Source organism: Amycolatopsis sp. NPDC058278, from assembly GCF_042881395.1.
Taxonomy (GTDB): domain Bacteria; phylum Actinomycetota; class Actinomycetes; order Mycobacteriales; family Pseudonocardiaceae; genus Amycolatopsis.
Window position 1 is genome coordinate 1 of record NZ_JBHVXZ010000139.1, and the last position, 24,536, is coordinate 24,536.

The window sequence follows — 24,536 nt, forward strand, 5'->3', positions numbered from 1 at the left end:
CTGCCGGACCTCGCCGGTGGCGACGTCGACGACGTGGACGTGCTTGCGCAGCGTCCGCAGCAGCCCGGCGCCGTCGGCCTTGAAGTCGAGCCGGTCGGCGACCACCGGGGCGCTCGCACGGCGGGCCCGGGCCGCGTCGTCGGCGCCCACGTGCTCGGCGGTGTAGAGGGGGGGGGCGTAGGGGTTTTGGGCGCCGTCCGGCCGCCAGACCGGGGTCCCGGCGCCGAGCGGAAGCGTGGTGAGCTGCTCCGGCTCGCCACCGCCGGTGGGCAGCAGCCACAGCTGCGCGGGGCCGTCCTGGGCGCGCAGGAACGCGAGCCGCGTGCCGTCGGGTGACCACGCCGGCTCGAGGTCGGCGGGACCGCGGGTGAGCCGGCGCGCCTCGCCGGATTCGGTCGAGACCAGCCAGAGCGAGCGGGTGTCGGTGTCCCGGTCGCGGTCGGCGGTGCGCAGCACGTACGCGATCCGGCTGCCGTCGGGCGAAATCGCCGGGTGCTCGGGGAACTCGAAGGCGTGCAGGTCGTCGGTGCCCGGACGTCGGGTCATGCGGATCTCCTCGTGGGATGGCTCGCGGCGTAGTGGCACGCCGCGGAGTGGGGCCGGGCCGCCGCCTCGTCGGCCGGATCGGCGGTGACGCAGACGGTGCGGTCGGCGTGCACGAGCGGCCCGACCGGACAGCGCGGGTGGTAGCGGCAGCCGGCCGGTGGGTGGTTCGGGTCGGCGGGTTCGGTGTCGGCGAGCGCGTCGGTGCCGGTGTCGTCGAGCAGGCCGCGGTGCGCCGAGGGTGCGGCGGCCAGCAGATCCCGGGTGTAGGGGTGCTTCGGCTCGGTGAGGACCTGCTCGGCGGGACCGGCCTCGACGATCCGGCCGAGGTACATCACCGCGACGACGTCGCTGACGTACCGCACCACGGCGAGGTTGTGCGAGATGAACAGCATCGACAGCGCCAGCCGCCGCTGCACGTCCCGGACCAGGTTGAGCACCGCGCCCTGCACCGAGACGTCGAGTGCGGAGGTGATCTCGTCGGCGACCAGCACCTTCGGCCGCCCGGCCAGCGCCCGCGCGAGTGCGACGCGCTGGCGCTGCCCGCCGGAGAGCCGGCCGGGCAGCGCCGCGGCGCTGCCCGGGTCGAGGTTCACCAGTTCGAGCAGCCGGGCGACCTCGGCCCGCCGCTCGGCGCGGGACGTGCCCGGCGGCATCGCCTCGGTGATGGACTCGCCGATCGCCATCCGGGGGTCCAGCGACGAATACGGGTCCTGGAACACCATCTGCAGTGGCCGCCGGCGGGGCAGCCGCCGCACGTCGACGCCGTCGAGCAGGACCCGGCCCGCACTGACCGGCGCGAGCCCCGCCGCCGCCCTGGCGAGGGTCGACTTTCCGGAGCCGGACTCGCCGACCAGGCCGACGACCTGTCCGGACGGGACGGTCAGGCTGACGCCGTCGACCGCGGTCAGCTTGCCGTAGCGGACGCTCACCGCGTCGAACTCGAGCGCGCTCATGCGCTCGCCTCGCTGACGCTCGGCGCGGCCTGAGCGGACGGCGCAGTGTTGAATGATTCGCTCGCAGGCTCGCTCATGCGGCACCCTCCTCGTGCGACTGTCCGGAAAGGACGGTGACCTGCGGGTGCCAGCAGGCGACCCGGTGGCCGCCGGTCGCCGGTTCGAGGACCGGGTCTTCGGTGCGGCAGCGCTCCGAAGCCACCGGACACCGGGCGGCGAACGCGCAGCCTCCGGGTAGCTGGCCGGGTTCCGGCGGGCGGCCGGGGATGACTTCCAGTGGCCGGTCGCGGTCGGTTTCCAGGTCGACCGTGGTGGCCAGCAGCGCCCGCGTGTACGGGTGCCGGGCCGGGCTCCCGGTCGGCAGGTCCTCGACGATCCGGCCGGCGTACATCACCAGCATCCGTTCGCACGTCTGGGAAACGACCGCGATGTCGTGGCTGATCAGCAGGATCGCCGCGCCCTCGGTTTCGCGCGTGCGGGCCAGCAGGCGCAGCACCTGCCGCTGCACGGTGACGTCGAGTGCGGTCGTCGGCTCATCGGCCACGATCAGCTTCGGCCGGCCCATCAGGCCCATGCCGATCATCGCCCGCTGCCGCATGCCGCCGGAGAACTCGTGCGGGTACTGCCGGGCACGCCGCTCGGCGGCCGGGATGCGCACCGCGGCCAGCCGGTCCACCGCGCGGGCGAACGCCGCACGCCGCGACAGGCCGTGGTGCTGCTCGGACACCTCGGCCAGCTGGCCGCCGACGCGGCGGGCGGGGTTGAACGACGTCATCGGGTCCTGGAACACCATGGCCAGCGCCGTGCCGAGTTCCCGGTCCGAGGCGGCGGCCAGGGGCTTCCCGGCGAACTCGAGCCGGTCGGCGGTGACCACGCCGGGCGCTTCGACCAGGCGGGACACGGCCAGCGCGGTCAGGCTCTTGCCGGAGCCGGATTCGCCGACCACGCCGATCGCTTCGCCGGCGCGGACGCTGAAGCCGACTCCGCGCACCGGTACCGTCCAGCCGTCCGGGCCGGGGAACGCCACCCGGAGGTTCTCCACCACCAGCACCGCGTCCGCGGGCGGCTCCCCGAGCGCCGGCCGCGCCGCCGGGAGCGGCGGTGCCCCCCGCCTCCTCGCGCGGGTCCGGACTCCGACCACCGCGGCGACCGTCTCCCCGACGAGGTTGAACGCCAGCCCGGCGAGCACCACCGCCGCGGCGGGCGCGAGCGCGGCCGCGGGGTTGACGTAGATGCCGTCCAGGCCCTCGCGCAGCAGGCGGCCCCAGTCGTAGTCCGGGGCCTGCACACCGATCCCGAGGAATGACAGCCCGGCGAAGGCGAGCAGTGCCGAGCCGGCCCCGATGGTCGCGTTGACGACGAGCGGTTCGCCGATGTTCGGCAGTACGTGCCGGGCCAGCAGCCGGACCCGGCCGACGCCGGCGATCCGGGCCGCGGCCACGAAGTCGCGCCCGCTGACCGACGCCGAGAGCGTCTGCACGAGCCGCGCGAACGCCGGCGCCGTCGCGAACCCGATGGCCAGCACCGCGCCCTGGGTGCCGACGCCGAAGATCACCGCGAGGAACAGGGCCAGCAGCAGCCCGGGGAACGCGACGGCGATGTCGACGACCGCGGTGAGCAGCCGGCCCGCCCGGCGGGGCAGCACGGACGGCAGCGTCCCGAGGACAACGCCGCTGCCGGCGCCGATCACGGTCGCGAGCAGGGCCAGCCCGACCGAGAGCCGGGTCGCCACCAGGGTGCGCAGCAGCAGGTCGCGGCCGAGGGAGTCGGTGCCGAACGGGTGCGCCCCGGACGGTCCCTGGCCGATCGCGTCGGTGTCGATCGCCGCCGCGCCGCCGCCCCACAACAGCGGAGCCAGCGCCGCCAGGACGACGACGAGGGCCAGCAGCACCGCCGAGCACGCCCCCACCGGCGTGCGCAGGGCCGCCGCCCACGTTCCGCGTCTCGCCATTTCACGCCTCCCGAATGGCCGAGCGCGGGTCGAGCAGCCCGAGCACGACATCGACCAGCAGGTTCACCAGCAGCACGCCGACGCCGTAGACCAGCACGATCCCCTGGACCAGGGGGTAGTCCTTCTGCAGGATCGACTGCACGATCGTCGAGCCGAGGCCGGGCCAGGCGAACACGTTCTCCACCAGCACCGTGCCCGCGACCATCCCGGTCAGCATCAGCCCGCCCAGCGTCAGGGTCGCGGTCAGCGCGTTCGGCAGCGCGTGCCGGACGTAGACCAGCCGCGCGGGCAGCCGCTTCGCCCGCGCGGTGCGGACGAAGTCGGCGCCGAGCACGGAAAGCAGCTCCACCCGGACGATCCGGGCGAGCACCGCCGACGGCCCGGTGGCCAGGGCCGCGACCGGCAGCACGTACCCGCTCGCGTCGTCGCCGCCGGCCACCGGGAACCAGCCGAGACCGACCGCGAGCAGCGCCACCAGCGCGACCGCCACCAGGAACTCCGGCACGGCGGCGAGGAAGACGCTCACCGACGTGAACGCCAGTTCGCTGCCCCGGCGGCGGCCGCCGCGGGTCAGCACCGCGAAGACGACGCCGACCGGGATCGCGACGGCCACCACGACGGCGAAGGCGGGGATCGCCAGCTGCAGGGTCGCCGGCAGCCGGTCGCCGATCACCTCCGTGACCGGCTGGCCGCTCGCCATCGACGTCCCGAGGTCGCCGGTGAACAGGCCGCGCAGGTAGTGCCCGTACTGCACCCACAGCGGGTCGTCGAGGCCGAGTTCCAGCCGCTTCGCCCGCACCAGGTCGGCCGGGGCGGTCATCCCGAGCGCCGCGCGCACCGGGTCGCCCGGGACCAGGTGGATCATCAGGAAGGCCGCGGTGACCAGCGCCCACAACGAGACGGCGAACCGGGTCAGCCGCCGGGCGGCGAACGCCGGCCACGGCCCGCCGCGCGGCCGCGCGGGCGCCACCGCGGTGGTCATCGCGCGTACATCCGGATCGACGACGGCGTGACGCTGCCCTGGCTGACGTCGAACCGCGCACCGCTCGCGTAGTACGGCACGACGGAGTCGATGTAGGGCACCACGTCGACGTGCTTGACCAACGCCGTCTCCGCGGCCTGCCAGGCCGGGCAGCTGGCCTCGCCGCTCATCGCGGCCGCCCGCTTGACGCCCTGCTCGTACTCCGGGTTGGCGATGTGGGCGAAGTTGGTCCCGTCGGGGGCCACCGGCCCGGACACGAACGGGACCAGCTGGCTGGGCAGCGTGAGCCCGACCGGCCCGAGCGAGACCTCCCACTCGCCGGTGCCGAACAGCACCTGGGACAGCCCCGGACTGTCGACGGCCTTGAGCGTGACCTCGGCGCCGAGGGACTTCCAGGTCTGCTGGGCCAGTTCGGCGGTGGGCGCCATGTTCGGGCCGAGCTGGGTGCCGTAGAGGACGGTGAGCGCCAGCCGCTTGCCGCCCTTGGCGCGCACGCCGTCCGGACCCGCTTTCCAGCCCGCACTGTCCAAAGCGGACGCGGCCGCCGCCGGGTCGTGCGCGGGCAGGTGGCCGGTGACGGTGTCGCCCGAGCACGCCTTCGGCTCGGCGGTGACCAGGCCCTGCGACGGCTTGCCGGTGCCGTTGGTCAGCACCTTGCCGAGCTGGGCCAGGTCGAGGGCCTGGGTGAGCGCGCGGCGCACGGACTCGTCCTGGCCGGGGCGCCCGGCGGCCTGGTTGTAGAAGATTTCCCCGAGCGGCGCGAGGAAGTCCGCGTGGTAGAGCTTCCGCGCTTCCAGCCGCTGGCGGTCCGGCCCGTTGATCTGGCTCGCGTTCAGCTCACCGGAGAGCAGCAGGTTCGCCGCCGTCGAGGTGTTCGGGATGACCCGGGCGACGACCTTGTCCGGCAGGCCGGCCTGCTGCGCCTTCCAGTCCCCCGGACCCCACGTGTAGTCCTTGCGGCGGGTGAACGTGTAGTGGTCGTTCGGCACGATCTCGGAGACGGCGAACATGCCGGTGCCGCTGCCGCCCTTGGCCAGGAGTTTCCGGTCGGCCAGTCCCTTGCCGCAGACGATCGGCAGGCCACCGGCGTTGCGGAGCAGGAACGCGTCGGGCGCGCCGCTGGTCACGGTGACCGTCCGGGTGGCTTCGTCGGCGGTGGCCTTCGTGCCGGGCGCGATCGTCAGGCCGGCGAAGGGCGACTTGTTCGCCGGGTCGCCGACGAACACGATGTTCGCGGCGACGTCGGCGGCGGTCAGGGGACCCCCGTCCGCGCAGGTGATGCCGGGCCGCAGGGTGAACGACGCCGTGGTGGTCGTGGCGTCCCACTTTTCGGCCAGCGCGGGCAGCGGCTTGCCGTCGGGGGTGAGTTCGAGCAGCGAGTCGTAGAGGAACCGGTCGACCTGGCCGGTCACCGACAGCACCGACATGTGCGGGTCGAGGTTGCCGGGGTCGGACGCGATCCCGACGGTGAACGTCTTGCCGTCGGCCAGGGTGCCGCCGGCCGCATCGGCGCCACCCGGTCCCCCGCAGGCCGTGGCCGCGAGAGCGAGTGCGCCGAGCAGGACCACCGCCGTCCGTGTGCCAAACCGGGGCTTCGCCCCGGGCCGGGGGCTCCGCCACCCGGACCCCCGCAAGAAATGGGTGCAGGTCATGGGGTTTCCTTCCGCAGGTGGTCCACGGCGAGGCGGCCGGCCCGGCCGATCGCCGCGTCGATGGCGGGTTGCCGTTCGGCCAGGGAGTTCGCGCGGGTGAAGGCCGCGACGGCGAAGCGGCGGCCGTCCGGGAAGGACACGACACCGGCCTCGTTGCGGACCGCGGGCAGCGTGCCGGTCTTGGCCGCGATCGCGACGTCCGAGCCGAAGCCGGACGACAGGCGGTGGGGCCAGATCTGCCGCGCCATCATCGAGCGGACCCGCTCGCACGCCGCGGGTTCCCCGGCGCGGTCGGTCCACACGGCGTCCAGCAGCTCGGTGAGCTCACGCGGGGTGGACGACGTCGTGCGTTCGGGGTCCAGCACCGCGAGCTTCCACGTCTGCTCGGGGGTCGCACCGGCGAACACGGCGTCAATGTCGGCGCCTTCGGCCGCGCCGAGGTCGGCGGACACGGAGGCGAACAGGTCCTCGCAGCAGCCGATCAGCCGGGTGCGCCGCAGGTCCAGGTCGGCCAGCAGGCGGTCGACGGCGTCCTGGCCGATCCGGTGGTAGAGCACGTCGGTGGCGGCGTTGTCGCTCATCGTCAGCATGAACAGCGCGAGGTCGCGCCAGCTCAGCTCCACGTCGTCGGCGCAGCCCGCGGTGCCGATGCCGCCGATGCGGTAGCGCGGCCCGACGCGGGTCCGCTCGGTCTCGTCCAGCCGTCCGGCGGCCACTTCGCGGGCGTAGGCGACGGCGACCGGGATCTTGAACACCGACGCCAGCACCACCGGGTCGTCCGCGCCGACGGCCACGTCCGGCCCGCCGCCGATCTCCCGCGCGTGCAGGAACCCGCGCGCATCCGCTTCGGCGAAGACCCCGGCGATCTCGGCCTCGACCGCACTCACGCGCTCACCCGCCGATCGGCCCGGCCGGTGTGCAGGTACAGCGCGCGGCCGGTGCCGTCGTCCCCGACGAAGGCGTGCGGCACGTACATCCCCTGCATCGGCTCGGCCAGGATCAGCGTGTCGCCGTTCATCGCGACCAGCTCGGTCTTCTCCGGCCTGGCCAGCTCCGCGAAGATCCCCTTCGGGACACGCTCGACCCAGACGCGGCCGTCGTCGTCCTGGCTGACGACGATGTCCGCCACCGACGACGAGTACTCGCCGACGTACCGCGAGGCGTCGACGCGCGGCGCGGCCGGGTCCGGCACCGGTGGCGCGGCCAGTTCGATGCCGGTCAGCTCGCGCAGGACGTGCGCGACGACCTCGGTGTAGACGGCGATCGTGTCGCCGCCGTTGGTCAGCAGGGCCACCGCGACCCCGTGCTCCGGGGCCACGCGCAGGAACGCGGACTGGCCGATCGTGCCGCCGTCGTGGCCGACCACCGTCCCGCCGGGCGAGTCGAACAGCGACCAGCCGAGCCCCCACGCGTCGCCGAAGATACCGAGTTCCGGCAGCTCCACCAGGCGTTCCCGCATCGCACGGGCACTGTCCGCGCTGAGCACGCGAGTACCTTCGGGGCCTTCGCCGTCCCGCAGGTGCATCGCGGCGAACGTGACCAAGTCCCGCGGGCGCATCGCGAGCATCGAGCCCGCCGGGGCGTTGGACGGCGTCAGCGCCCAGGTGCTCGCGGGTTCGGGGTCGGCGCCGGGCGAGGACGTCAGGTGCCCGAGCGCGGCGCGGAACCGGATCGCCTCGTACGGGCTCGGCGCCGCGTGCGTCAGGCCGAGCGGGGTGAACAGGTGGTCCTGGAGGCATTCGTCGTAGGTCTTGCCGCGCAGGACTTCCACGAGCCTGCCGAGCACGCAGAACGCGGCGTTGTTGTAGGAGAACATCTCGCCGGGGGCGAACAGCTGGGGCACGTCGCCGAGGGTCGCGACGTACTTTTCGATGCAGTCGGCGCCGCGGCCGGTGTCGGTGAAGATGTCCCCCTCGAACCCGGCGGTGTGGCACATCAGCTGCCGGACGGTGATCCGCGCGGCCGCGTCCTCGTCGCCGAGCACGAATTCCGGCAGGTACTTCCGGACCGGCTCCTCGATGTCGAGGACGCCTTCGTCGACGAGCTGCATGGCCAGGGTGGTCGTCCAGACCTTGGTGATCGACCCGATCTGGAACAGCGAATCGACGTCCGCTTCGACGCCGGTGCCGGTGTTGAGCACCCCGGCGGCGTGGTCGATGATCTCGCCGCCGGCGTACACGGCGACAGCCGCGCCGGGCACGTGGTGCTCGGCCAGCAGGGCGGGGAGCCGGGTGTGCAGCCAGGCGGAGAGTTCGGGGAGTTTCGGCATGGGGACCTCTCGTTTCGCTAGGCGAGCCAGGACTTGGCGGTGGTCACCTCGGCCAGCCGCCCGGGGATCGGGGTGACGCCGAGACCGGGCCCGGACGGCACCGGCAGCCGTCCGGCCTCGAGCACGAACGGTTCGGTGATGTCGGTGCGGTAGAACCGGTCCGACGCCGAGGTGTCGCCGGGCAGGGTGAACCCGGGCAGCGACGCCAGCGCGACGTTGGCGGCCCGGCCCAGCCCGGTTTCGAGCATCCCGCCGCACCAGACCGGGATGCCGTGCGCGGCGCAGACGTCGTGCACCCGCCGCGCTTCCAGGTAGCCGCCGACCCGGCTCGGCTTGATGTTGACGATCCGGCAGGCGCCGAGCCGGATCGCGGCCGCGGCCGACGCCGCCGACACGACGGTCTCGTCCAGGCAGATCGGCGTCCGGAGGTGCTTGGCGAGCTCGGCGTGGCCGAGCACGTCCTCCTCTTCCAGGGGCTGCTCGATCAGCAGCAGCCCGAACGGGTCGAGCCGCTGCAGCTGCGGCACGTCCGAGAGCGTGTACGCCGTGTTCGCGTCGACCTGCAGCAGGATGTCGTCGCCGAAGCGTTCGCGGACCGCGCGCACCGGCTCGACGTCCCAGCCGGGCTCGATCTTCAGTTTGATGCGGAGGTACCCGGCGTCGAGGTAGCCGCCGACGACGTCCACCAGCTGCGGAATCGAGTCCATGATCCCGACCGACACCCCGCACGGCACGGAGTCCGATGTGGACCCCAGGGCGGTGCCGAAGGACAGGCCGTGCGCTCGCAGCTCGGCGTCGAGCACGGCCATTTCCAGCGCGGCCTTGGCCATCCGGTGGCCCTTGAACTTCGCCAGCAGCGGCGCGACCTTGTACGCCGTGAGGTCCCCGGCGGCGAGGAGGGCCGGCACGAGGAAGGCCTGCAGCACGTGCTCGACACCGTCGATGTACTCCGAGGAGTAGAGCGGGCCGGCCATCGCCCCGCACTCACCCCAGCCTTCGCCCTCGGACGTCACCGCCCTCAGGAGCAGCAGTTCGCGTTCGGCCTGCGTGCCGAACGACGTCCGGAACGGGGCCACGAGGGGCAGCCGCACGCGGAGGAGTTCCACACCGGTGAGTTTCACGACGAAGGCTCCTTGGTCAGCACGTACCAGCCGGCACGATCGAATCCGGTGACCGAGGCACCCCCGGCGAGCAGGCCGCCGAGCACCTCCCGCAGCGCGACCCGCCAGGCCCGGCCCTGCTCCGGGTCGGTGCGCCGGAGCGCCTCGATGTCCGGCGGGACGGCGACCAGCACCACCGGCGCGTCCGCGGAGCCGGTGACCGGGCGGCCGTCCGGGCCGGCCGCCAGCGCGACGGCGGCTCCCCCGGCCCGCAGTGCCGCCGCGTCCACCCGGTCCGGCCGGCCGGCGGCGGCCGCCCGCACGGACGGGCTCGCCAGGTCCCAGGCGACCATGAGGCGGTCGGTGGCGCCGGTGCCGTTGATCCCGTCCTGCATCGGGCCGTAGAAGTCCGGCAGGTAGCGCGCCGGGCGGGCCGCGAGCTTGGTCAGGTTGAAGTGGGCGTTGCGGCGCACCAGCGGGTCGAACGTCCAGGAGATCACCGCGACCCCCTGGCGCAGCGCCCACGCGCGTTGGTGCAGCTTGAGCGCGAAGCCGATGCCGCGGCCGTGCCCGGTGGTCGCGACCCCGGCGATGTGGCTGTGCAGTCCTCCCTTCGCGGGTTCGCCGAAGAACCCGAAGCAGGCGCCGAGCAGCTCGGGTCCGTCGAACGCCCCGGCGACGTAGTTGCCCGCCGAGGCCATGGCCCGCAGCAGTTCGGCCGTCACGAGCGGGTTTCCCGGCGCGGGTCGCCAGATCGATTCGAAGAGCCGGGACACCGCGGCCAGGTCGGCGACCTCGGCCAGGGTCCGGATCCGGACGCCCGAGGCGAGGGCGGCACCGGCCGCCGCGGCGGCCGCCTCGTCCCGCAGCGGCGGGGCTGTGTTCGTCACGACTTCTGTCACGCCCACCATCCTTTCCGGATGCTCGCCGCCGGTCACCGTTGTCCCGCACCGGATTCACCGGGCACGTTCGTCGGCGCGGACGAAGTTCCCCGCGCCAGCACGGTTTCGGTGAGCGCGGCGAGCAGCGCGGTCCGCCGGGGCAGCTCCGCGACGACGACGTGTTCGTCGTCGGCGTGCGCTCCCCCGCCCACCGCGCCGAGGCCGTCGAGCGTCGGGATGCCCAGCCCCGCCGTGAAGTTGCCGTCCGACGCGCCGCCGACCGCGGCCCGGGTGAGCGGTCCGATGCCGAGCCCGCTCGCCAGTTCGTCCGCGAGCGCGAACAACTCCGCCGACGCGGCCGCCTCCAGCGGCGGCCGGTTGATGCCGCCCGCGATGCGGATCCGCGCGTCCGCGAGCACCGGTACCAGGCTGCGCACGGCCCGGTCGACGCGGTCCTGTTCGGCCACGTCCCACACCCGCGCGTCCACCGCCACGCTCGCCGCGGCCGGCACGGTGTTGGTCGTGGTCCCGGCGCTCAGCGCGGTCGGGACGACGGTGGTCCCGCGGCCGGGGTCGGCGAGGGCGGCCACCGCGAGGATCTGGTGCGCCACCTCGATCCCGGCGTTGACGCCCTTCTCGGGTTCGAGCCCGGCGTGCGCGGCCCGGCCGTCGACTTCGATCCAGTACCGGGAAACGCCTTTGCGGCGGGTCTTCAGCGCCCCGCCGTCGGCCGAGGCTTCGAGCACGAACACCGCGTCGCAGCTTCGGGCCTCGTCCTCGATGAGGGTGCGGGACAGCGGGGACCCGATCTCCTCGTCGCCGGTGACGAGGATGGCGACGCCCGTGCGATCCGGCAGCGCCGCGGCCGCGTGCAGGGCCATCACCACGCCGGCTTTCATGTCGAAACACCCGGGGCCACGCAGGATGCCGTTCTCGACGGCGAAGGGGTGTGTCCGCAGGGAGCCCAGCGGCCAGACGGTGTCGTGGTGGCCGAGCAGCAGGACCCGCGGCGGCCCGTCGCCGAAGCGCCACCGCAGGTGCGTGCACCCGTCGGTGACCAGGCGCTCCGGCTCGGCGCCGAGGAGGCGGCGGCCGACGACGGCGACGGCTTCGGCGCTGCGCGCGACGGCTTCGTGGTCGTCCGACGGCGATTCGCAGCGGACCAGCGTTTCGATGTCCGCGATCAGGTCGCTCACTTCGGCTCACCCCGCAGCGGCTTGCCGGGCAGCGCTTCCCGGTCCAGGTTTCCGTCCGCGACCACGGGAACCCCGGCGACGTAGAGGTGCCTGACCCCGTGGGAGGGCCGGGTGGGGTCGGCGTAGGTGGCGGTGTCGGTGATGCGCTCCGGGTCGAGGACGACGACGTCGGCGTCGGCTCCGGTGCCCAGGTGGCCCTTGCCGCGGGCGGCGGGCGCGACGTCGTCGAGGAGCCGCGCGGGCAGGTACGAACAGCGCCGGAACGCCTCGAGCCAGCTCCAGGCGCTCGCTTCGCGGACCATCAGCCGCAGGGTCTTGGCGAAGGTGCCCGCGGTGCGCGGGTGCGTGCGCCCGCCGGGCGGCAGCGGCCACTCGGTGCTTTCGCCGCGGCCGTCCGGCCACGACACGGGCATCGCGTCGCTGGCGACGACGGCGTCGGGGAAGGCCAGGGCCCGGTGCAGCAGCGCGCGTTCGCGGGGGTCTCCTTCGTCGAGGAACTCCAGCAGGCACGGCGCGCCCGGGTCGTCCCGCCGCAGCTGCCGCAGGCGGGCTTCGTCGCGCACGCGTTCCCCGGTTTCGAGGATGACCACACTGGACGGACGAAGTCCCTTGAGCCGCAGGCGGTCCGGCTCGATGAAGGCGGCGCCGACCGCGGTGCTGCCCGCGCCGTAGGGGTAGGCCTCGACGGTGACGCGGGAGCCCGCGCGGCGGGCGTCGTCGAGGGTGGCGAGGACGCGGTCGATGTGGTGGCCGGAGGTGCTGTTGACGTGGCAGTGGTGCATCGCGGCGCCGGTCTTCCCCGCGGCGGCGGCGATCTCCGCCGAGCCGTCGACCGGGATGGCGGGGTCGACCTCGACCAGCTCGCGGACGTGGGTGTAGGTCGGCACCCCGGCCATCGCGGCGAGGTGGGCGACGGCCAGGAACTCGCCGGGGGCGGTCTGCGGCGCGTACCCCATGAGCACCCCGATCCCGAGGGCGCCGGCCGCGAGTTCGGTGTCCAGGAGGGACAGCCAGGCGGCCAGCTCCGTCGGTGACGAAGAGCGTTGCCACGCCGGGTTGCCCAGGACGGCCAGGCCGCTGTCGATGTTCGCGTCGGGCTCGATCCCGGCGAGGACCTGCGCCCGGGCCGCGCCCCAGGAGGCGGAGAAGCCGTAGTGCAGGGGCCGCCCGGCCGCGGCAGCTTCGGCGTACGCCCGCTCGACGGGCATCAGGCCGGCTTCGAGGTCGAGCGCGGTGGTGACGCCGTCCATCGCCTGCAGCCGCTGCCCGGCGACGGAGTGGACGTGACTGTGCAGATCGACGAACCCGGGTCCGACGACGAGCCCGGTGACGTCGACCTCGGTCGCGTCGGGCGCTTCCAGCCCGGTGCCGACCGCCTCGACCGTCCCGCCGGCCAGGAGCACGTCGGCGACGCCGTCGAACCCGGTCCCCGGATCGACGACCCGGCCGCCCCGCAAGAGTGTCCGCACCCGCCGCCTCCTCGTCACCACCGATCGAGGTGACGTTAGGAGGATTTCCGCCGCCGCCGTTCGTGCCCGCCGACGAACTCCGGCGCCCCGATCCATCCGCGCGGACGAACCGCACCGGACGACACGCGTACCCACCCGGACGACACGCGCACGTGGACGGACGACACGGCGAATGCCGAACCCGGCACCGTGTCGTCCCCCCAGGTACGCGTGTCGTCCGGACGGGTGCGCGGGTGGTCAGGAAGCCGGGGTCACCGGGGCGAGGAGGAGGCCGGTGAGCGCGTCGATCAGGCCCGTGCCCGCGTCGTTCCAGCTCGCGCGGGGGGTGGGCGTGCCCTCGGCCAGGGCCCGCTCGCGTTCGGCCGTCATGTGGATCATCAGCTGGCGGGCCATGTCGCTGCGCTCGGCGCGGACGTCGGGCGGGAGGCCGTCGAGACAGCGGTTCAGCCCCTCGACCGCGCGGGCCAGCGCCGGCGAGGACAGCGACTCCTCCGCGATGATCGCCCGCAGTGCCGGGTCGGTCATCACCTGGGCGCTGAACCGCGCGAACCACGTCGGGGAACCCAGTTCGTGCAGGTAGCTCGTGCTCGGGCGGACCAGGCAGGCCACCCAGTCCCGCAGCTCACCGTCGCCGTCGATGGCGTCGACGAGCTCCTCGCGCAGCCGTTCGATCCGGCCGGAGTGCTTGCGGGCGATCGCGCGGACCAGGTCCACTTTGGTACCGAAGTGGTAGTTGACCGCGGCGTTGTTGCCCTGCCCGGCCGCCTCGCTGATGTGCCGGTTGGACACCGCGTGCACGCCGTGCTCGGCGAACAGCCGCTCCGCGGTGACGAGGATGCTCTCCCGCGTGGCACTCGCGCGATCCGCCTTGACGTTCATCCACCCACCCGGTCACCCAGCCGCCCTGCCGGGCTCCACCTTACGGACGCGATCACCGGAGCCGTCCCAGCCACGCCCGCGCCGCGGCCAGGTAGCGGCGGCTGAACTCGCTCGACGGCGCCCACGCCTCGAACCCGTGCGGCCCGCCGGGGACGACGTGGAAGGTCGTGGCGACGCCCGCCGCGCGGAGCCGCCGGGCGTATTCGGCGGCTTCGTCGTGGAACAGGTCGATGTCCCCGACGCCGATCCAGGTCTCCGGCAGCCCGCTGACGTCGTCCCGGCGCGCGGGCACCGCGTACAGCGGCACGACCGGCGCGCCCGGTTCGGTCCCGAGGTAGGCACGCCAGCCGAAGCGGTTGAGGCGGTTGTCCCAGACGCGGTGGCCGGTGGCGTCGAGGGCGCGGCGGGCGGCGGTGCGGTCGTCGAGCATCGGGCAGAACAGCCACTGCGCCCGCGGCCGCTCGCCCTCGTCGTGCAGGCGCTGCACGAGTGCCGCGGCGAGCCCGCCGCCGGCGCTCTGGCCGCCGACGACCACCTGCTCGGCGGCGACGTGGCCCCGCAACCAGGTCCAGGCGGTGTGGCAGTCCTCGAGCGCCGCCGGGTACGGGTGCTCCGGCGCGAGGCGGTATTCGGCCGACACGACGGTGATGCCGAGCTCGGCCGCCGTCCCCGCGCAGAACCGGTCGTCCTGGGCCGCCCCGCCGATGACCAGGCCGCCGCCGTGGATCCACAGCAGCGTGCGGTCGGACCGGGGCGTCCGCGGCCGGTACACGCGCCGGCCGGGGTGCAGCTCGACGGTGACGTCCGGCAGCGACGGCGGCCGCGTCCGCGCGGTCGCCGCCCGCACCAGGCGCCGCGCCCAGGCCCGCTCCAGCGGCAGGCGCGGCATCCACCGGACCCGGCCGCGCAGTTCGGGCGCCACCGCGGACAACGGCACGGTCATGACCGCGGCCGGCCGCGGGAACGACGGCTTCCCGCGGCGGTGAGCGACTCGGTGAACGTCATGGCGGCAGCGTACCCCATTTTAAGTCAATCGCTTGAGTTAAGACCGTGGCAAGATCTCGTCGACTCCTGGCTTCCGGGCCACTGGCCGCCGGGACGGCCGATTCCTAACGTCGGACCCCGTGATCGAGATCCTGGCGCCGATCCTCATCGGCCTCGCCTACGTCCTGCTCAACTCGCTGATCCCGGAGCGGCACCGGCAGCGGTTCAACGCCGTGCTGGTGGGCGGCGCGGGGGCGGCCTACCTCTCCGGCGGCGCGCTCGGGCCGTGGGAGGTGGTGTTCTGCGCGCTGCTGACCTACGTCGCGTTCCGCGGGCTCGACTCGTGGACGTTCATCGGCGTCGGCTGGCTGCTGCACACCGGCTGGGACATCGTCCACCACCTCAAGGGCCAGCCGATCCTGCCGTTCGCCCACGGCTCGTCGTTCGGCTGCGCGATCTGCGACCCGGTCATCGCGATCTGGTGCTTCACCGGCGGCCGGTCCGTGGGAGCGTGGCGGCGGGTTGGCACGCCGCCGCCGGGGGTACCCGGGTGACATGAGCGCCGAAGTCGAACGCGCCGCGCACGCCTACTGTCCCCGGTGCCACCCGGATCCCCGGCCCGGGGACGTGATCCAGGCGTTGTGCGGTGCCCGCCACCCGTACTTCGGCCGCCGGGACCGGCCGGTCAACACCTGTCCCGCCTGCGTGGCGCTGGCCTCGGCGAACGTCTACGCCTGCGGCCACCCCGGGGCCTGAAAACGCCGGGAGGCCGCCCCGGCAGGTTCCCGGAGCGGCCTTCCGCGAGCTCAGCTCACGCGGGCAGCGAGGACAGCGGCACCGCGAACACCGAGCGGCCGCAGGTCTGGCTGCCGGCCGTGCATTCGGCCGTGGACCACTCCGCCGAGGACCACACCAGGCCCGTCGACGAGTCGTACGTCAGCGCCTCCGGGTGCATGGCCCAGCAGGCCGTAGTCCCGGTGCCGCACGTCGCGGAGGTGCTCTTCGCCGTCGTCTGAGCCCAGAGCTGGCCGTTGATCGTCGCCGAGCTGTGGGCCACGTACCACTTCCCGCCGTTGGACAGGACTCCCTGGACGTTGCCCACGTTGCTGCGGAAGGCCTCGGTCGCGGGGACCGTGCCGGACGAGGCCGCCAGCAGGAAGTCGTCGCCCATCGGGTAGCGGTAGAGGCGGCCGTGGAGGTTCGTCTCCTTGAAGTACTCCGACGTCACGATGCTCACCGGGCTGGTGCTGCGGTCCAGCGACATCGACGAGAAGCACGGCACCGCCGTGTCGGACTTCATGGTGCAGGTGCCGCCCGCGTAGCTGTAGTAGCCGATCTGCATCATCGCGTACTTGTACGTCCAGGCGGCATAACCGGACGACGTCTTGCCGATCGTGTTCGACGTCGTGTCGGTCATCTGCAGGATGTGCTTGGTGCTGAACACCCGGATCGCGGTCGAGGTGTCGCCCTGGGCCGTCACGTAGATCTTGTCGCCGTACCAAGCCATCCCGCCCATGTGCGCCTCGGCGGCGGAGAAGTTGCTGCCGGTGCTGTTGGGCACGGCCAGGTACATCATCCGGTACGACGGCTTGGCGGGGTCGTTGTAGTTGATCGCCTGGATCCGCGCGTCGTTGTACCGATCGTGGTCGTCGGTACTCAGTGCGGCGGTGCCGTGCCAGCCGGACAGGATGATCTTGTCGTTGCCCCACTTGCCGTCGCTGTCGGCGTCACCGGAGGTCGTGAGGCCCTGGGGGGTCCACGTCGTCGTCCCGGCACGGTCGGCGTCCCAGCACATCGATTTGGTGGCCACCGGCGCCTTGGGCAGCGAGGCCTTTTCCGCGGCGGTGCAGCCGGTCATGTCGTAGCTGGCGTCGTTGACGACGGTGTTGAGGCTGACGTTCGGCAGCGCGCCGTCGAGCGCGGTCAGCGCGGCGGCCGGCGTGGCGTGCCACACCAGGTTCTGCTTGGCCGTCGTCGTCAGCGGGTCGCTGTAGGCGGCGCTCGCCGTCCCGGGCAGCGCCAGCGCGCCGGCCGCCACGGCCAGCGCGAGGAGGATCACTTTCGGAGTTCGCATGGGAGGAGTACGCCAGCCGGTGATCCAAAATTCATACACCGGCGTTGTACGCCTCTTGTATCTTCCGACCGTCCACTGTGGATCCTCTCGGCGTCGCTCCCCCGGGTTATCGCTCGAGCGCTTCGGCCAGCACCGCCCGAAGCGGCGTCGCCGGACGCCCGAGCAGGTCTTCGAGCTCCGGCCCGGCCGTGGCGAACTCGCCGCGCCGGGCGGCCCGGAACATGCCGAGCATCAGCTCCGCCTGCGCCGCCGGGACGCCGTGCCCGGTCAGCGTGGCCAGCCACGCGTCGTCGGCGACCACCACTCGCCGCACGGGCCGCCCGGTGAGGTCGGTGAGCAGGGCGGCGACGTCCCCGAGGTCGAGGGCCACCGGCGCGGTCAGCGGCGGCGTCGGCCCGTCGAACCGGCCCTCGTCGGCGAGGATGATCGCCGCGGCTTCGGCGAGGTCGGCGTGCGCCGTCCAGGACACCGGCCCGTCGACCGGGGCGGCCAGTTCACCGGTCTCGAGCGCCCCACCCAGCAGCGGCGGCACCGTGCCGGCGTAGAAGCCGTTCCGGAGCGCGGTGAACGGCCCTTCGCCGGCCCGGCGCTCGGTAGCGGCGTGGTCGGCCATGGGCGCGAACAGCGAATCGGCCGCCGCGGCCTGGTGACTGGTGTAGAGGACGCGCTTCGCCCCCGCCGAGCGCGCGGCTTCGATCGCCGCGACGTGGCGTGCGACGGCCCGCTCGCCCGTCTCGTCCGTCGAAATGACGAGGACCTGCGCCGCCCCCTCGAACGCCTCGGCGAGCGAGCCCGGGTCGGCGAAGTCACCACGCCGGACGCGGACCCCGCGGGCGGCGAGTCCGGCGGCCCGCTCCGGCTCACGGACGCTGACCCCGATCTCGGCGGCCGGCACCCGCTCGAGCAGCCGGCCGGCGATCCGCGACCCGAGCTTTCCGGTTCCCCCGGTGATGACGATCATGGTGCACCCCTTCTCGATGTTCACACTGATACCAACCAGATTAGCATCAGTGATACTCAAGAAGCGTTATCGTCGGAATCACGTAGCTCGCAGCACCGCCGCGCCGTTCACCCGGTCCGCGGCCAGGTCGGTCAAGGCCCGGTCCGCCGCGTCCAGTGCGTAGGGCACCGTGCTGACCTCCAGGTGGTGGCGCCCGGCGAAGTCCAGGAACTCCCGGGCGTCGGCCCGGGTGTTCGCGGTGACGCTGCGCACCTGACGTTCCTGGAACAGGTGCCGCCGGTAGTCCAGCGGCGGTACGTCGGAGAGGTGGATGCCCGCGATGGCGAGCGTTCCGCCGCGATCGAGCGCGGCCAGCGCCGGGAGCACCAGGTCACCGACCGGCGCGAAGAGGATCGCCGAGTCCAGCGGTTCCGGAGGCGGTGAAGCCGCGTCCCCCGCCGACGCCGCGCCGAGTGCCAGGGCCAGCTCACGAGCGGCCGCGCTGCGCGTCAGCACGTGCACCGTCGCGCCCCGCGCGATCGCCACCTGGGCGGTCAGGTGCGCGCTCCCGCCGAACCCGTAGATACCCAGCCGGCCGCCTTCGGGCAGGTCCGCCCGCGCGAGCGCGCGGTACCCGATCAGCCCGGCGCAGAGCAGCGGCGCCGGCTCGTCGTCGCGGTAGCCGCCGGGCAGCGGTAACGCGTACGCCGCCGGGACGACCGCGAACTCCGCGTACCCGCCGTCGGCGTCCCAGCCGGTGTATCGCGATTCCGGGCACAGGTTCTCGCGCCCCCGCCGGCAGTACCGGCACCGCCCGCAGGTGGCGCGTAGCCACGCGATCCCCACCCGGTCGCCGGTCGCGAAGCCCGTGACGTCCACGCCGAGCGCGACCACCTCGCCGACGACCTCGTGCCCCGGCGTCACCCCCGGCCGGTGCACCGGCAGATCGCCCTCGGCGACGTGCAGGTCCGTCCGGCACACCCCGCACACCAGCACCCGCACCAGCAGCTCCCCCGCGCCCGCCCGCGGCACCGGCGCCCGCACCAGGTCCACGGGCCCGGCCGCCATCGGGCCCGGCCGCCGGACGCGCCAGGCAGCCATCGTCGTCGGCAGTGCCACCACGGATGACCTCCTCGTCGACCGGAGGTCACCAGCATGGCGGCACCGCGGCCGCCGCGCGAGGGCCGGTAAGTCATTGACCCTCAACGGGATTGAGCTGTTCGTGCACATTCTTGTCTGTGGCGTAACAACATTCGGGCTTCCCGCGCCATAACGGACGGCGTCCGCGCCAGTCCGGTCCCCGCCGCACGAGGAGTTCGTGATGGTTTCTCGTCGTTTCCTGGTTCCGCGAAGATCAAGACGCGCACTGGCGGCGGGGGTGGTCGTGCCCCTCGCCGGTGCCCTCGCGGTGGCTGTCGCCGCCGCGGCGCCGGCCGCCGCCGTGCCCGCCGGCTTCACCGACACGGTCGCCATCGGCGGCCTCAACTCGCCGACCGCCGCCGCGTTCGCCCCCGACGGGCGGGTGTTCGTCGCGGAGAAGAGCGGCCTGGTCAAGGTGTTCGACAACCTGGCCGACCCGACGGCGACGGTGTTCGCCGACCTCCGCACGCCGACCCAGGACTTCTGGGACCGCGGCCTGCTCGGGCTGGCGGTGGACCCGGCCTTCCCCGCCCGGCCGTACGTCTACGTCTCCTACACCCTCGACGCCCTGCCGGGCGGGACCGCGCCGAAGTGGGGCGACACCTGCCCGACCCCGCCGGGCGCGACCGACTCCGGCTGCGTCGTGACCGGCCGCGTCTCCCAGCTGACCATGGGCCCGGACGGAACGGCGGTCAGCGAGAAACCACTGGTCACCGGCTGGTGCCAGCAGTTCCCCAGCCATTCGGTCGGCGCGCTGGCCTTCGGTCCGGACGGCGCCCTGTACGCCGGCGGCGGTGACGGCGCCAGCTTCAACTTCGCCGACTACGGCCAGGTCGGCAACCCCTGCGCCGACCCGCCCTCGCCGGCCGGCACGAACCTCAGCCCGCCGTCGGCCGAAGGTGGCGCGCTGCGGTCGCAGTCCCCGCGCCGCGCGGCCGGGCAGCCCGTGCTGCTCAACGGCGCGCTCCTGCGCATCGACCCCGACACCGGCGACGGCCTGCCCGGCAACCCGTTCGCGAGCAGCACCGACGCCAACGCCCGGCGCGTCATCGCCTACGGCTCGCGCAACCAGTTCCGGTTCGGGTTCCGGCCCGGCACGAGCGAACTGTGGGCCGGTGACGTCGGCTGGAACACCTGGGAAGAGATCAACCGGGTCCCGAACGCCGGCGACGGCGTGGCGGAGAACTTCGGCTGGCCCTGCTTCGAAGGCACCGGACGCCAGGCCGGCTACGACGGCGCGAACCTGGACCGCTGCGAATCGCTGTACTCGGCCGGCGGCCAGACCGCGCCGTTCTACGCCTACAACCACAGCGCCAAGGTCGTGGCCACCGACCCGTGCCCCACCGGCGGCTCCTCGATCAGCGGGATCGCCTTCGAGTCGGGCAGCACCTACCCGGCCGAGTACGCCGGCGCGCTGTTCTTCGCCGATTCCTCCCGCGGCTGCATCTGGGCGATGCAGACCGTCGCCGGCCAGCCCAGCCCGAGCAAGCTGGTGCCCTTCGTGACCGGCGTCAACACGCCGGTGCAGGTGCTCACCGGCCCCGGCGGCGACCTGTTCTACGTCGCGCTGGGCGCCGGCGAACTGCGCCGGGTGAGCTACGCGGGCGGTACCAACCGGCCGCCGGTGGCCGCGGCCACCGCGACGCCGTCCAGCGGTCCGGCGCCGCTGACCGTCCAGTTCGACGGCACCGGTTCCACCGACCCCGACGCCGGCGACACGCTGTCCTACGCGTGGGACCTCGACGCGGACGGCGCCTACGACGACTCCGCGGTACCGCGGCCCACCTGGACCTACACCACCGCCGCGGCGGTCGACGCCGGGCTGCGGGTGACCGACTCCCACGGCGCGTCGGCGACCACGACGGTCCGGGTGACCGTCGGGACCCCGGCCGGGCTCGACCCGGTGCCGGTCATCGACACCCCGAGCCCCACCTTGACCTGGTCGGTCGGGCAGACGGTGCCGTTCTCCGGCCGCGCCGTCGACGCCCAGGACGGCGAGCTGCCGCCCGCGGCGCTGTCCTGGCGGCTCGCCATCCGGCACTGCGCGGCCAACGGCACCTGCCACACCCACAACGTCCAGGACTTCCCCGGCGTCGCCGCGGGGTCGTTCGTCGCGCCGGACCACGAATACCCGTCGTACCTGCAGCTGACGCTGACCGCGACCGACTCGACGGGCCGCACGGGGTCCCAGACGATCGATCTCCAGCCGAAAACGGTGACGCTGAACTTCACCTCGAGCCCCAGTCAGGCGATGCTCACCGTCGGCGGGACCCAGCAGCGCACGCCGTTCTCCCGGACGGTGATCGCCGGATCGACCAACTCGATCAGCGCGAACAGCCCGCAGAACCTGCCCCCGCTGAACATGAAGTACGCCTTCACCAGCTGGGCGCACGGCGGGGCGCGGACGCAGAACGTCGTCGCGCCGGCGACCGGGGCGACCTACCAGGCGAACTACCGGCTCTGCTGGCTGCTGCAGCCCTGCTGAGCGGGATGGCCCGGCGTCGCGCGGCGCCGGGTCATTCCCCGGGGTTCTTCGTCTTCTCGGCCTTCTTCGACTCTTTCGCGGATTCCTTCGCGGCCTTCGACGACTCCTTGGCCGCCTGCTTCGACTCCTTCGCGGCCGGGTCGTTCCCGAGGCCGTTCCCGTTGTTGCCGTTCCCGTTCCCGTTGTTGCCGTTCCCGTTGCCGTTGCCGTTGTTGCCGCTGCCCGCCGCCGGCTGCCCGGAGACAGCGGCGCCCGACGACTCGCCCGCTGGCTGCGCGCCCGTCGGCTCCACGCCGGGAGCCCCGGGCACCGTCGTGACCTGCGTGTCCGGCGTCGACGCGACGCCGCCCGGCGGGACGCCGTTGCGGGAGCCGGCCTGCGGCCCGGTCCGCGCGGGCTGGGTCGTCGTGCCTTCGCCGCCGGACAGGGGTGGCGGGGCGTCACTCGACGTGCTCGCGCCGATCGTCACCGTGGTGACCAGCGCCGCGCCCGCGACAGCCACCTTCGCCGCGGTGGCCCACGACAGGGCGGACGCACCCGTGCCGGTGGCACTCGCGGCGGCTCCGGAGGTGGCGAGCGAGCCGGAGGTGGACAACCACTGCGAGACGATCGGGATGCCCAGGATGAGCGGGGCCACCGCGGCGGGCAGTTCCTCGTTGAGCTGCCGGAGCCCGGCGGCCAGCTCCCGGCAGTCCGGGCAGCGGTCGAGGTGGGCGGCGATCCGGTGCGCCTTGTGGTCGGAGATGCCGTCGCGCACGAACTTGGCCAGCTGGCCCGAGACGCTCTTGCAGTTGCGCCGCCGCGCCTCGGGAACGTGCTGGTCCAGGTAGGCCTGGCGCAGGCCCTCCCGGGCGCGGTAGGCCAGCGCGGCCACTCCGTTCGGCGTCATCCCGAGGTCCTCGGCGATCCGCGCGGGCGACTCGCCGTCGATCTCGGTCCGCCACAGCACCGTCCGCCACCGCTCGGGCAGGCTCGCGAACGCGTCGCCGGCGACGGCGGCGTGCAACCGGCTGCCGACCGGCTCGTCACTGCCCGCACCCGGCAGGACGTCCGGCACCTCGGCCACGAGTGACACGGCCGAGTCGCGCCGGCGCCAGCTGATCATCGTGTTCCGGATGGTCGTCAGCAGGTACGGCCGGAAATCCTCGTCCGGTCCCTCGCCGGAGCGCAGAATCCGCAGTACGCGGGTGAACCCTTCGGCGATCAGGTCGTCGCGCTCCGCCCGGTCGGCGGCGATCGCGGCCGCCACCCGGCGGGCGGCGGGGAGGTGCCGGTCGTAGAGCTCGCCGTACGCCGCGATGTCGCCACCACGGACCGCCGCGATCAAGGCCGCGTCACTGGGGACGTCCGTCGTCCCGGCCACCGCCGGCGCCACTTCGGTCACCACTCCCCCTCGCCGTGCGCATGCACGTGCAGAACGTCCCGAGATAGTCGCGCAACGAGTGACACCAGCGCAAGGTTGCGGCCGCGAAAGCACTTTCCCGAGTTTTCGCGACAGGCGAGCGCCGGGCGCGTGGACTTGTCACATCCCTGAGCGATCCCGGGTGGCTCACCCCCGGTTCGCCGACACGGCGTTGCTCCCGTCTTTACCGGCGAGTAAAGACAATGGCGTGGCCTGCCGGTCACCACTCAGTGTCCGATGTGGACGGTACGGGAGCCGGGAGCCGCTCCGCGGACCGTCGACCACCAGAAGGGTATACCCATGCGCAGAGCCCTGCTCGTGCTGCTGACCGTGCTCCTGCCATCCGTCCTGATCACCGGGACCGCCCAAGCCGCGCCGTCCGCCCCCACCGTCGCGGCGGTGCCCGCGAACGCCGGGCGGGGCTGGCCGGTCAGCGGCGCCCAAGGCGTCCTGGACCTCGCCGCCCGCGGGTACGTCGAGGAGGAGTACCTGCTCTCCGGCCGCGCCGACACGTTCGACCAGGTGGGGCTGTGGACCGACGACGGCCGCTGGGCCACTCGCGTGGCCACCACCGGCAACCCGTACACCACCCGGATGGTCGTGGTGCGGCCGCGTGACGCCGCACGGTTCAACGGCACGGTCGTGGTCGAATGGCTCAACGTCAGCTTCGGCGTCGACATCCCCGTGGACTTCTCGCAGTCCTACGAGCACTTCATCCGCGAGGGCTACGCCTACGTCGGCGTGACGACCCAGAAAGCCGGTGCCGACAAGCTCAAGAGCCTCGACCCCGCGCGGTACGGCGCGGTGAACCTCAGCGGTGACGCGCTGTCCTACGACGTCTTCTCGCAGGCCGCGCAGGCGGTGCGGGCGAACCCGCAGGTACTGGGCGGCCGGACCCCGGCCGTCGTGCTGGGCACCGGGCACTCGCAGTCCGCGCTGCGGCTGACCACCTACGCGAACGCGATCCAGCCGGTGCGGCGCAGCTACGACGGCTTCATGATCCACGGCCGGGCCGCCCTCGCGGCGCCGATCGGCGACGGCGTCGTCGGCCCGCTGTCGGCCCGGATCCGCACCGATCTCGGCGTCCCGGTGTTCGTCCTGCAGTCGGAGACCGACGTCATCGCGTCGGCTTCGGTCCGGCAGGACACCGCCCAGGTGCGCACCTGGGAGGTCGCCGGCACCGCGCACGCCGACCAGTACGGCCTGAACCTCTACAACGCGGCCAACGCCCGGGACAAGTCGATCAACGACGGCGCCCCGACGACCTGCGACAAGCCGGTCAACAGCATGACGTTCCGCTACGCGGAGAACGCGGCGTTCCGCTACCTCGACCGCTGGGCGCGCGGCGGCGCGGCCCCGCCCACGGCGGCGCCGATTTCGATGCTGCTCAACCTCATCATCCTGCGCGACGGCGACCAGAACGCCCTCGGCGGCGTCCGGCTGCCCGATCTCGACGTCCCGGTGGCGTCCTACTCCCCCAACAACAGCGGCGGCAACGTGCCGGGCGCGTGCCTGCTGCTGGGCACGACCACGCCGCTGACGCCGGACCGGATCCGGCAGCTGTACCCGGACCACACCACCTACGTCGCGAAGTTCACCGCGGCGGCGGACCGGGCCCTGCGGTCGGGCTACC

Annotated in this window: 21 protein-coding genes; 4 read left to right on the plus strand and 17 right to left on the minus strand. The window is 73.5% G+C overall.

The features are described from left to right. The 13 genes from ACFVYA_RS42435 to ACFVYA_RS42495 all read right to left on the minus strand — a co-directional run. A partial coding sequence (locus tag ACFVYA_RS42435; protein ID WP_387053282.1) for a TolB family protein occupies window positions 1-546 on the minus strand: 546 nt, incomplete at its 3' end. Further along, entirely contained in the window at window positions 543-1,499 is a 957-nt protein-coding gene (locus ACFVYA_RS42440; protein ID WP_387053284.1) for an ABC transporter ATP-binding protein, read from the minus strand. The genes ACFVYA_RS42435 and ACFVYA_RS42440, both read right to left, overlap by 4 nt. Window positions 1,500-1,572: 73 nt before the next feature. Then, window positions 1,573-3,450, minus strand: coding sequence for a dipeptide/oligopeptide/nickel ABC transporter permease/ATP-binding protein (locus ACFVYA_RS42445; protein ID WP_387053285.1), 1,878 nt, complete (start codon window positions 3,448-3,450; stop codon window positions 1,573-1,575). Between the two features lies 1 nt (window position 3,451). After that, a complete protein-coding gene (locus ACFVYA_RS42450; RefSeq protein WP_387053287.1) occupies window positions 3,452-4,432 on the minus strand; it encodes an ABC transporter permease in 981 nt (326 codons plus the stop codon). Then, window positions 4,429-6,000 (minus strand): ABC transporter substrate-binding protein, encoded by a 1,572-nt coding sequence (locus ACFVYA_RS42455; RefSeq protein ID WP_387053289.1) that lies wholly within the window; start codon window positions 5,998-6,000, stop codon window positions 4,429-4,431. Before ACFVYA_RS42455 ends, ACFVYA_RS42450 begins: the two co-directional genes overlap by 4 nt. Window positions 6,001-6,080: 80 nt before the next feature. Next, window positions 6,081-6,971 (minus strand): serine hydrolase, encoded by an 891-nt coding sequence (locus ACFVYA_RS42460; RefSeq protein ID WP_387053291.1) that lies wholly within the window; start codon window positions 6,969-6,971, stop codon window positions 6,081-6,083. Further along, the gene (locus tag ACFVYA_RS42465) at window positions 6,968-8,353 is read right to left on the minus strand and encodes a serine hydrolase domain-containing protein (protein ID WP_387053293.1); all 1,386 of its coding nucleotides are present in this window, start codon (window positions 8,351-8,353) and stop codon (window positions 6,968-6,970) included. Before ACFVYA_RS42465 ends, ACFVYA_RS42460 begins: the two co-directional genes overlap by 4 nt. 17 nt (window positions 8,354-8,370) lie before the next feature. Then, window positions 8,371-9,474: an o-succinylbenzoate synthase gene (menC, locus tag ACFVYA_RS42470; protein WP_387053295.1), complete on the minus strand. Its 1,104-nt coding sequence runs from the start codon at window positions 9,472-9,474 to the stop codon at window positions 8,371-8,373. After that, window positions 9,471-10,364 (minus strand): GNAT family N-acetyltransferase, encoded by an 894-nt coding sequence (locus tag ACFVYA_RS42475; protein ID WP_387053297.1) that lies wholly within the window; start codon window positions 10,362-10,364, stop codon window positions 9,471-9,473. The genes menC and ACFVYA_RS42475 overlap by 4 nt, the downstream gene beginning before the upstream one ends. A 23-nt stretch (window positions 10,365-10,387) precedes the next feature. Further along, window positions 10,388-11,530: a M20 family metallopeptidase gene (locus ACFVYA_RS42480; protein WP_387053299.1), complete on the minus strand. Its 1,143-nt coding sequence runs from the start codon at window positions 11,528-11,530 to the stop codon at window positions 10,388-10,390. Next, window positions 11,527-12,999, minus strand: a complete 1,473-nt coding sequence (locus ACFVYA_RS42485; RefSeq protein WP_387053301.1) for an amidohydrolase family protein — start codon at window positions 12,997-12,999, stop codon at window positions 11,527-11,529. The genes ACFVYA_RS42480 and ACFVYA_RS42485 overlap by 4 nt, the downstream gene beginning before the upstream one ends. Before the next feature lie 237 nt (window positions 13,000-13,236). Next, window positions 13,237-13,878, minus strand: a complete 642-nt coding sequence (locus ACFVYA_RS42490) for a TetR/AcrR family transcriptional regulator (RefSeq protein ID WP_285990717.1) — start codon at window positions 13,876-13,878, stop codon at window positions 13,237-13,239. A 52-nt stretch (window positions 13,879-13,930) separates the two neighbouring features. After that, on the minus strand, window positions 13,931-14,821 hold the full coding sequence (locus tag ACFVYA_RS42495) for an alpha/beta hydrolase (protein ID WP_387053303.1): 891 nt from the start codon (window positions 14,819-14,821) through the stop codon (window positions 13,931-13,933). 181 nt (window positions 14,822-15,002) lie between these two features. Between ACFVYA_RS42495 and ACFVYA_RS42500 the strand changes: the two genes are divergently transcribed. Together ACFVYA_RS42500 and ACFVYA_RS42505 are read left to right on the plus strand one after the other, a co-directional pair. Continuing rightward, complete coding sequence (locus ACFVYA_RS42500; protein WP_387053305.1) at window positions 15,003-15,416, plus strand: DUF6010 family protein; 414 nt, start codon at window positions 15,003-15,005, stop codon at window positions 15,414-15,416. A 1-nt stretch (window position 15,417) separates the two neighbouring features. Further along, on the plus strand, window positions 15,418-15,618 hold the full coding sequence (locus ACFVYA_RS42505; protein WP_387053307.1) for a hypothetical protein: 201 nt from the start codon (window positions 15,418-15,420) through the stop codon (window positions 15,616-15,618). Between the two features lie 55 nt (window positions 15,619-15,673). On the opposite strand, the gene ACFVYA_RS42510 is transcribed toward ACFVYA_RS42505, so the two are convergent. The 3 genes from ACFVYA_RS42510 to ACFVYA_RS42520 all read right to left on the minus strand — a co-directional run bounded on the left by ACFVYA_RS42510 (window position 15,674) and on the right by ACFVYA_RS42520 (window position 18,977). Beyond that, a complete protein-coding gene (locus tag ACFVYA_RS42510; RefSeq protein ID WP_387053309.1) occupies window positions 15,674-16,936 on the minus strand; it encodes a hypothetical protein in 1,263 nt (420 codons plus the stop codon). A gap of 106 nt (window positions 16,937-17,042) precedes the next feature. Further along, the gene (locus ACFVYA_RS42515) at window positions 17,043-17,897 is read right to left on the minus strand and encodes an NAD(P)H-binding protein (RefSeq protein ID WP_387053311.1); all 855 of its coding nucleotides are present in this window, start codon (window positions 17,895-17,897) and stop codon (window positions 17,043-17,045) included. A 78-nt stretch (window positions 17,898-17,975) separates the two neighbouring features. Beyond that, entirely contained in the window at window positions 17,976-18,977 is a 1,002-nt protein-coding gene (locus ACFVYA_RS42520) for a zinc-binding alcohol dehydrogenase family protein (RefSeq protein WP_387053317.1), read from the minus strand. A 220-nt stretch (window positions 18,978-19,197) separates the two neighbouring features. On the opposite strand from ACFVYA_RS42520, the gene ACFVYA_RS42525 reads away from it, so the two are divergent. Further along, window positions 19,198-21,501, plus strand: coding sequence for a PQQ-dependent sugar dehydrogenase (locus ACFVYA_RS42525; protein WP_387053312.1), 2,304 nt, complete (start codon window positions 19,198-19,200; stop codon window positions 21,499-21,501). A gap of 31 nt (window positions 21,502-21,532) precedes the next feature. Here the strand turns inward: ACFVYA_RS42525 and ACFVYA_RS42530 are convergent, their stop codons facing one another. Beyond that, the gene (locus ACFVYA_RS42530; RefSeq protein ID WP_387053314.1) at window positions 21,533-22,885 is read right to left on the minus strand and encodes a sigma-70 family RNA polymerase sigma factor; all 1,353 of its coding nucleotides are present in this window, start codon (window positions 22,883-22,885) and stop codon (window positions 21,533-21,535) included. A 318-nt stretch (window positions 22,886-23,203) separates the two neighbouring features. Here ACFVYA_RS42530 and ACFVYA_RS42535 point away from each other — a divergent pair. After that, window positions 23,204-24,536, plus strand: a 1,333-nt coding sequence (locus tag ACFVYA_RS42535; RefSeq protein WP_387053315.1) for an alpha/beta hydrolase domain-containing protein, incomplete at its 3' end; no start/stop codon positions are given.

Coding starts and splice junctions, on each gene's coding strand:
- ACFVYA_RS42490 (WP_285990717.1), bottom strand. CDS start 13,878: ATGAACGTCAAGGCGGATCGCGCGAGTGCCACGCGGGAGAGCATCCTC.
- ACFVYA_RS42520 (WP_387053317.1), bottom strand. CDS start 18,977: ATGGCTGCCTGGCGCGTCCGGCGGCCGGGCCCGATGGCGGCCGGGCCC.
- ACFVYA_RS42495 (WP_387053303.1), bottom strand. CDS start 14,821: ATGACCGTGCCGTTGTCCGCGGTGGCGCCCGAACTGCGCGGCCGGGTC.
- ACFVYA_RS42440 (WP_387053284.1), bottom strand. CDS start 1,499: ATGAGCGCGCTCGAGTTCGACGCGGTGAGCGTCCGCTACGGCAAGCTG.
- ACFVYA_RS42445 (WP_387053285.1), bottom strand. CDS start 3,450: ATGGCGAGACGCGGAACGTGGGCGGCGGCCCTGCGCACGCCGGTGGGG.
- ACFVYA_RS42505 (WP_387053307.1), top strand. CDS start 15,418: ATGAGCGCCGAAGTCGAACGCGCCGCGCACGCCTACTGTCCCCGGTGC.
- ACFVYA_RS42515 (WP_387053311.1), bottom strand. CDS start 17,897: ATGATCGTCATCACCGGGGGAACCGGAAAGCTCGGGTCGCGGATCGCC.
- ACFVYA_RS42510 (WP_387053309.1), bottom strand. CDS start 16,936: ATGCGAACTCCGAAAGTGATCCTCCTCGCGCTGGCCGTGGCGGCCGGC.
- ACFVYA_RS42450 (WP_387053287.1), bottom strand. CDS start 4,432: ATGACCACCGCGGTGGCGCCCGCGCGGCCGCGCGGCGGGCCGTGGCCG.
- ACFVYA_RS42525 (WP_387053312.1), top strand. CDS start 19,198: ATGGTTTCTCGTCGTTTCCTGGTTCCGCGAAGATCAAGACGCGCACTG.
- ACFVYA_RS42465 (WP_387053293.1), bottom strand. CDS start 8,353: ATGCCGAAACTCCCCGAACTCTCCGCCTGGCTGCACACCCGGCTCCCC.
- ACFVYA_RS42475 (WP_387053297.1), bottom strand. CDS start 10,364: ATGGTGGGCGTGACAGAAGTCGTGACGAACACAGCCCCGCCGCTGCGG.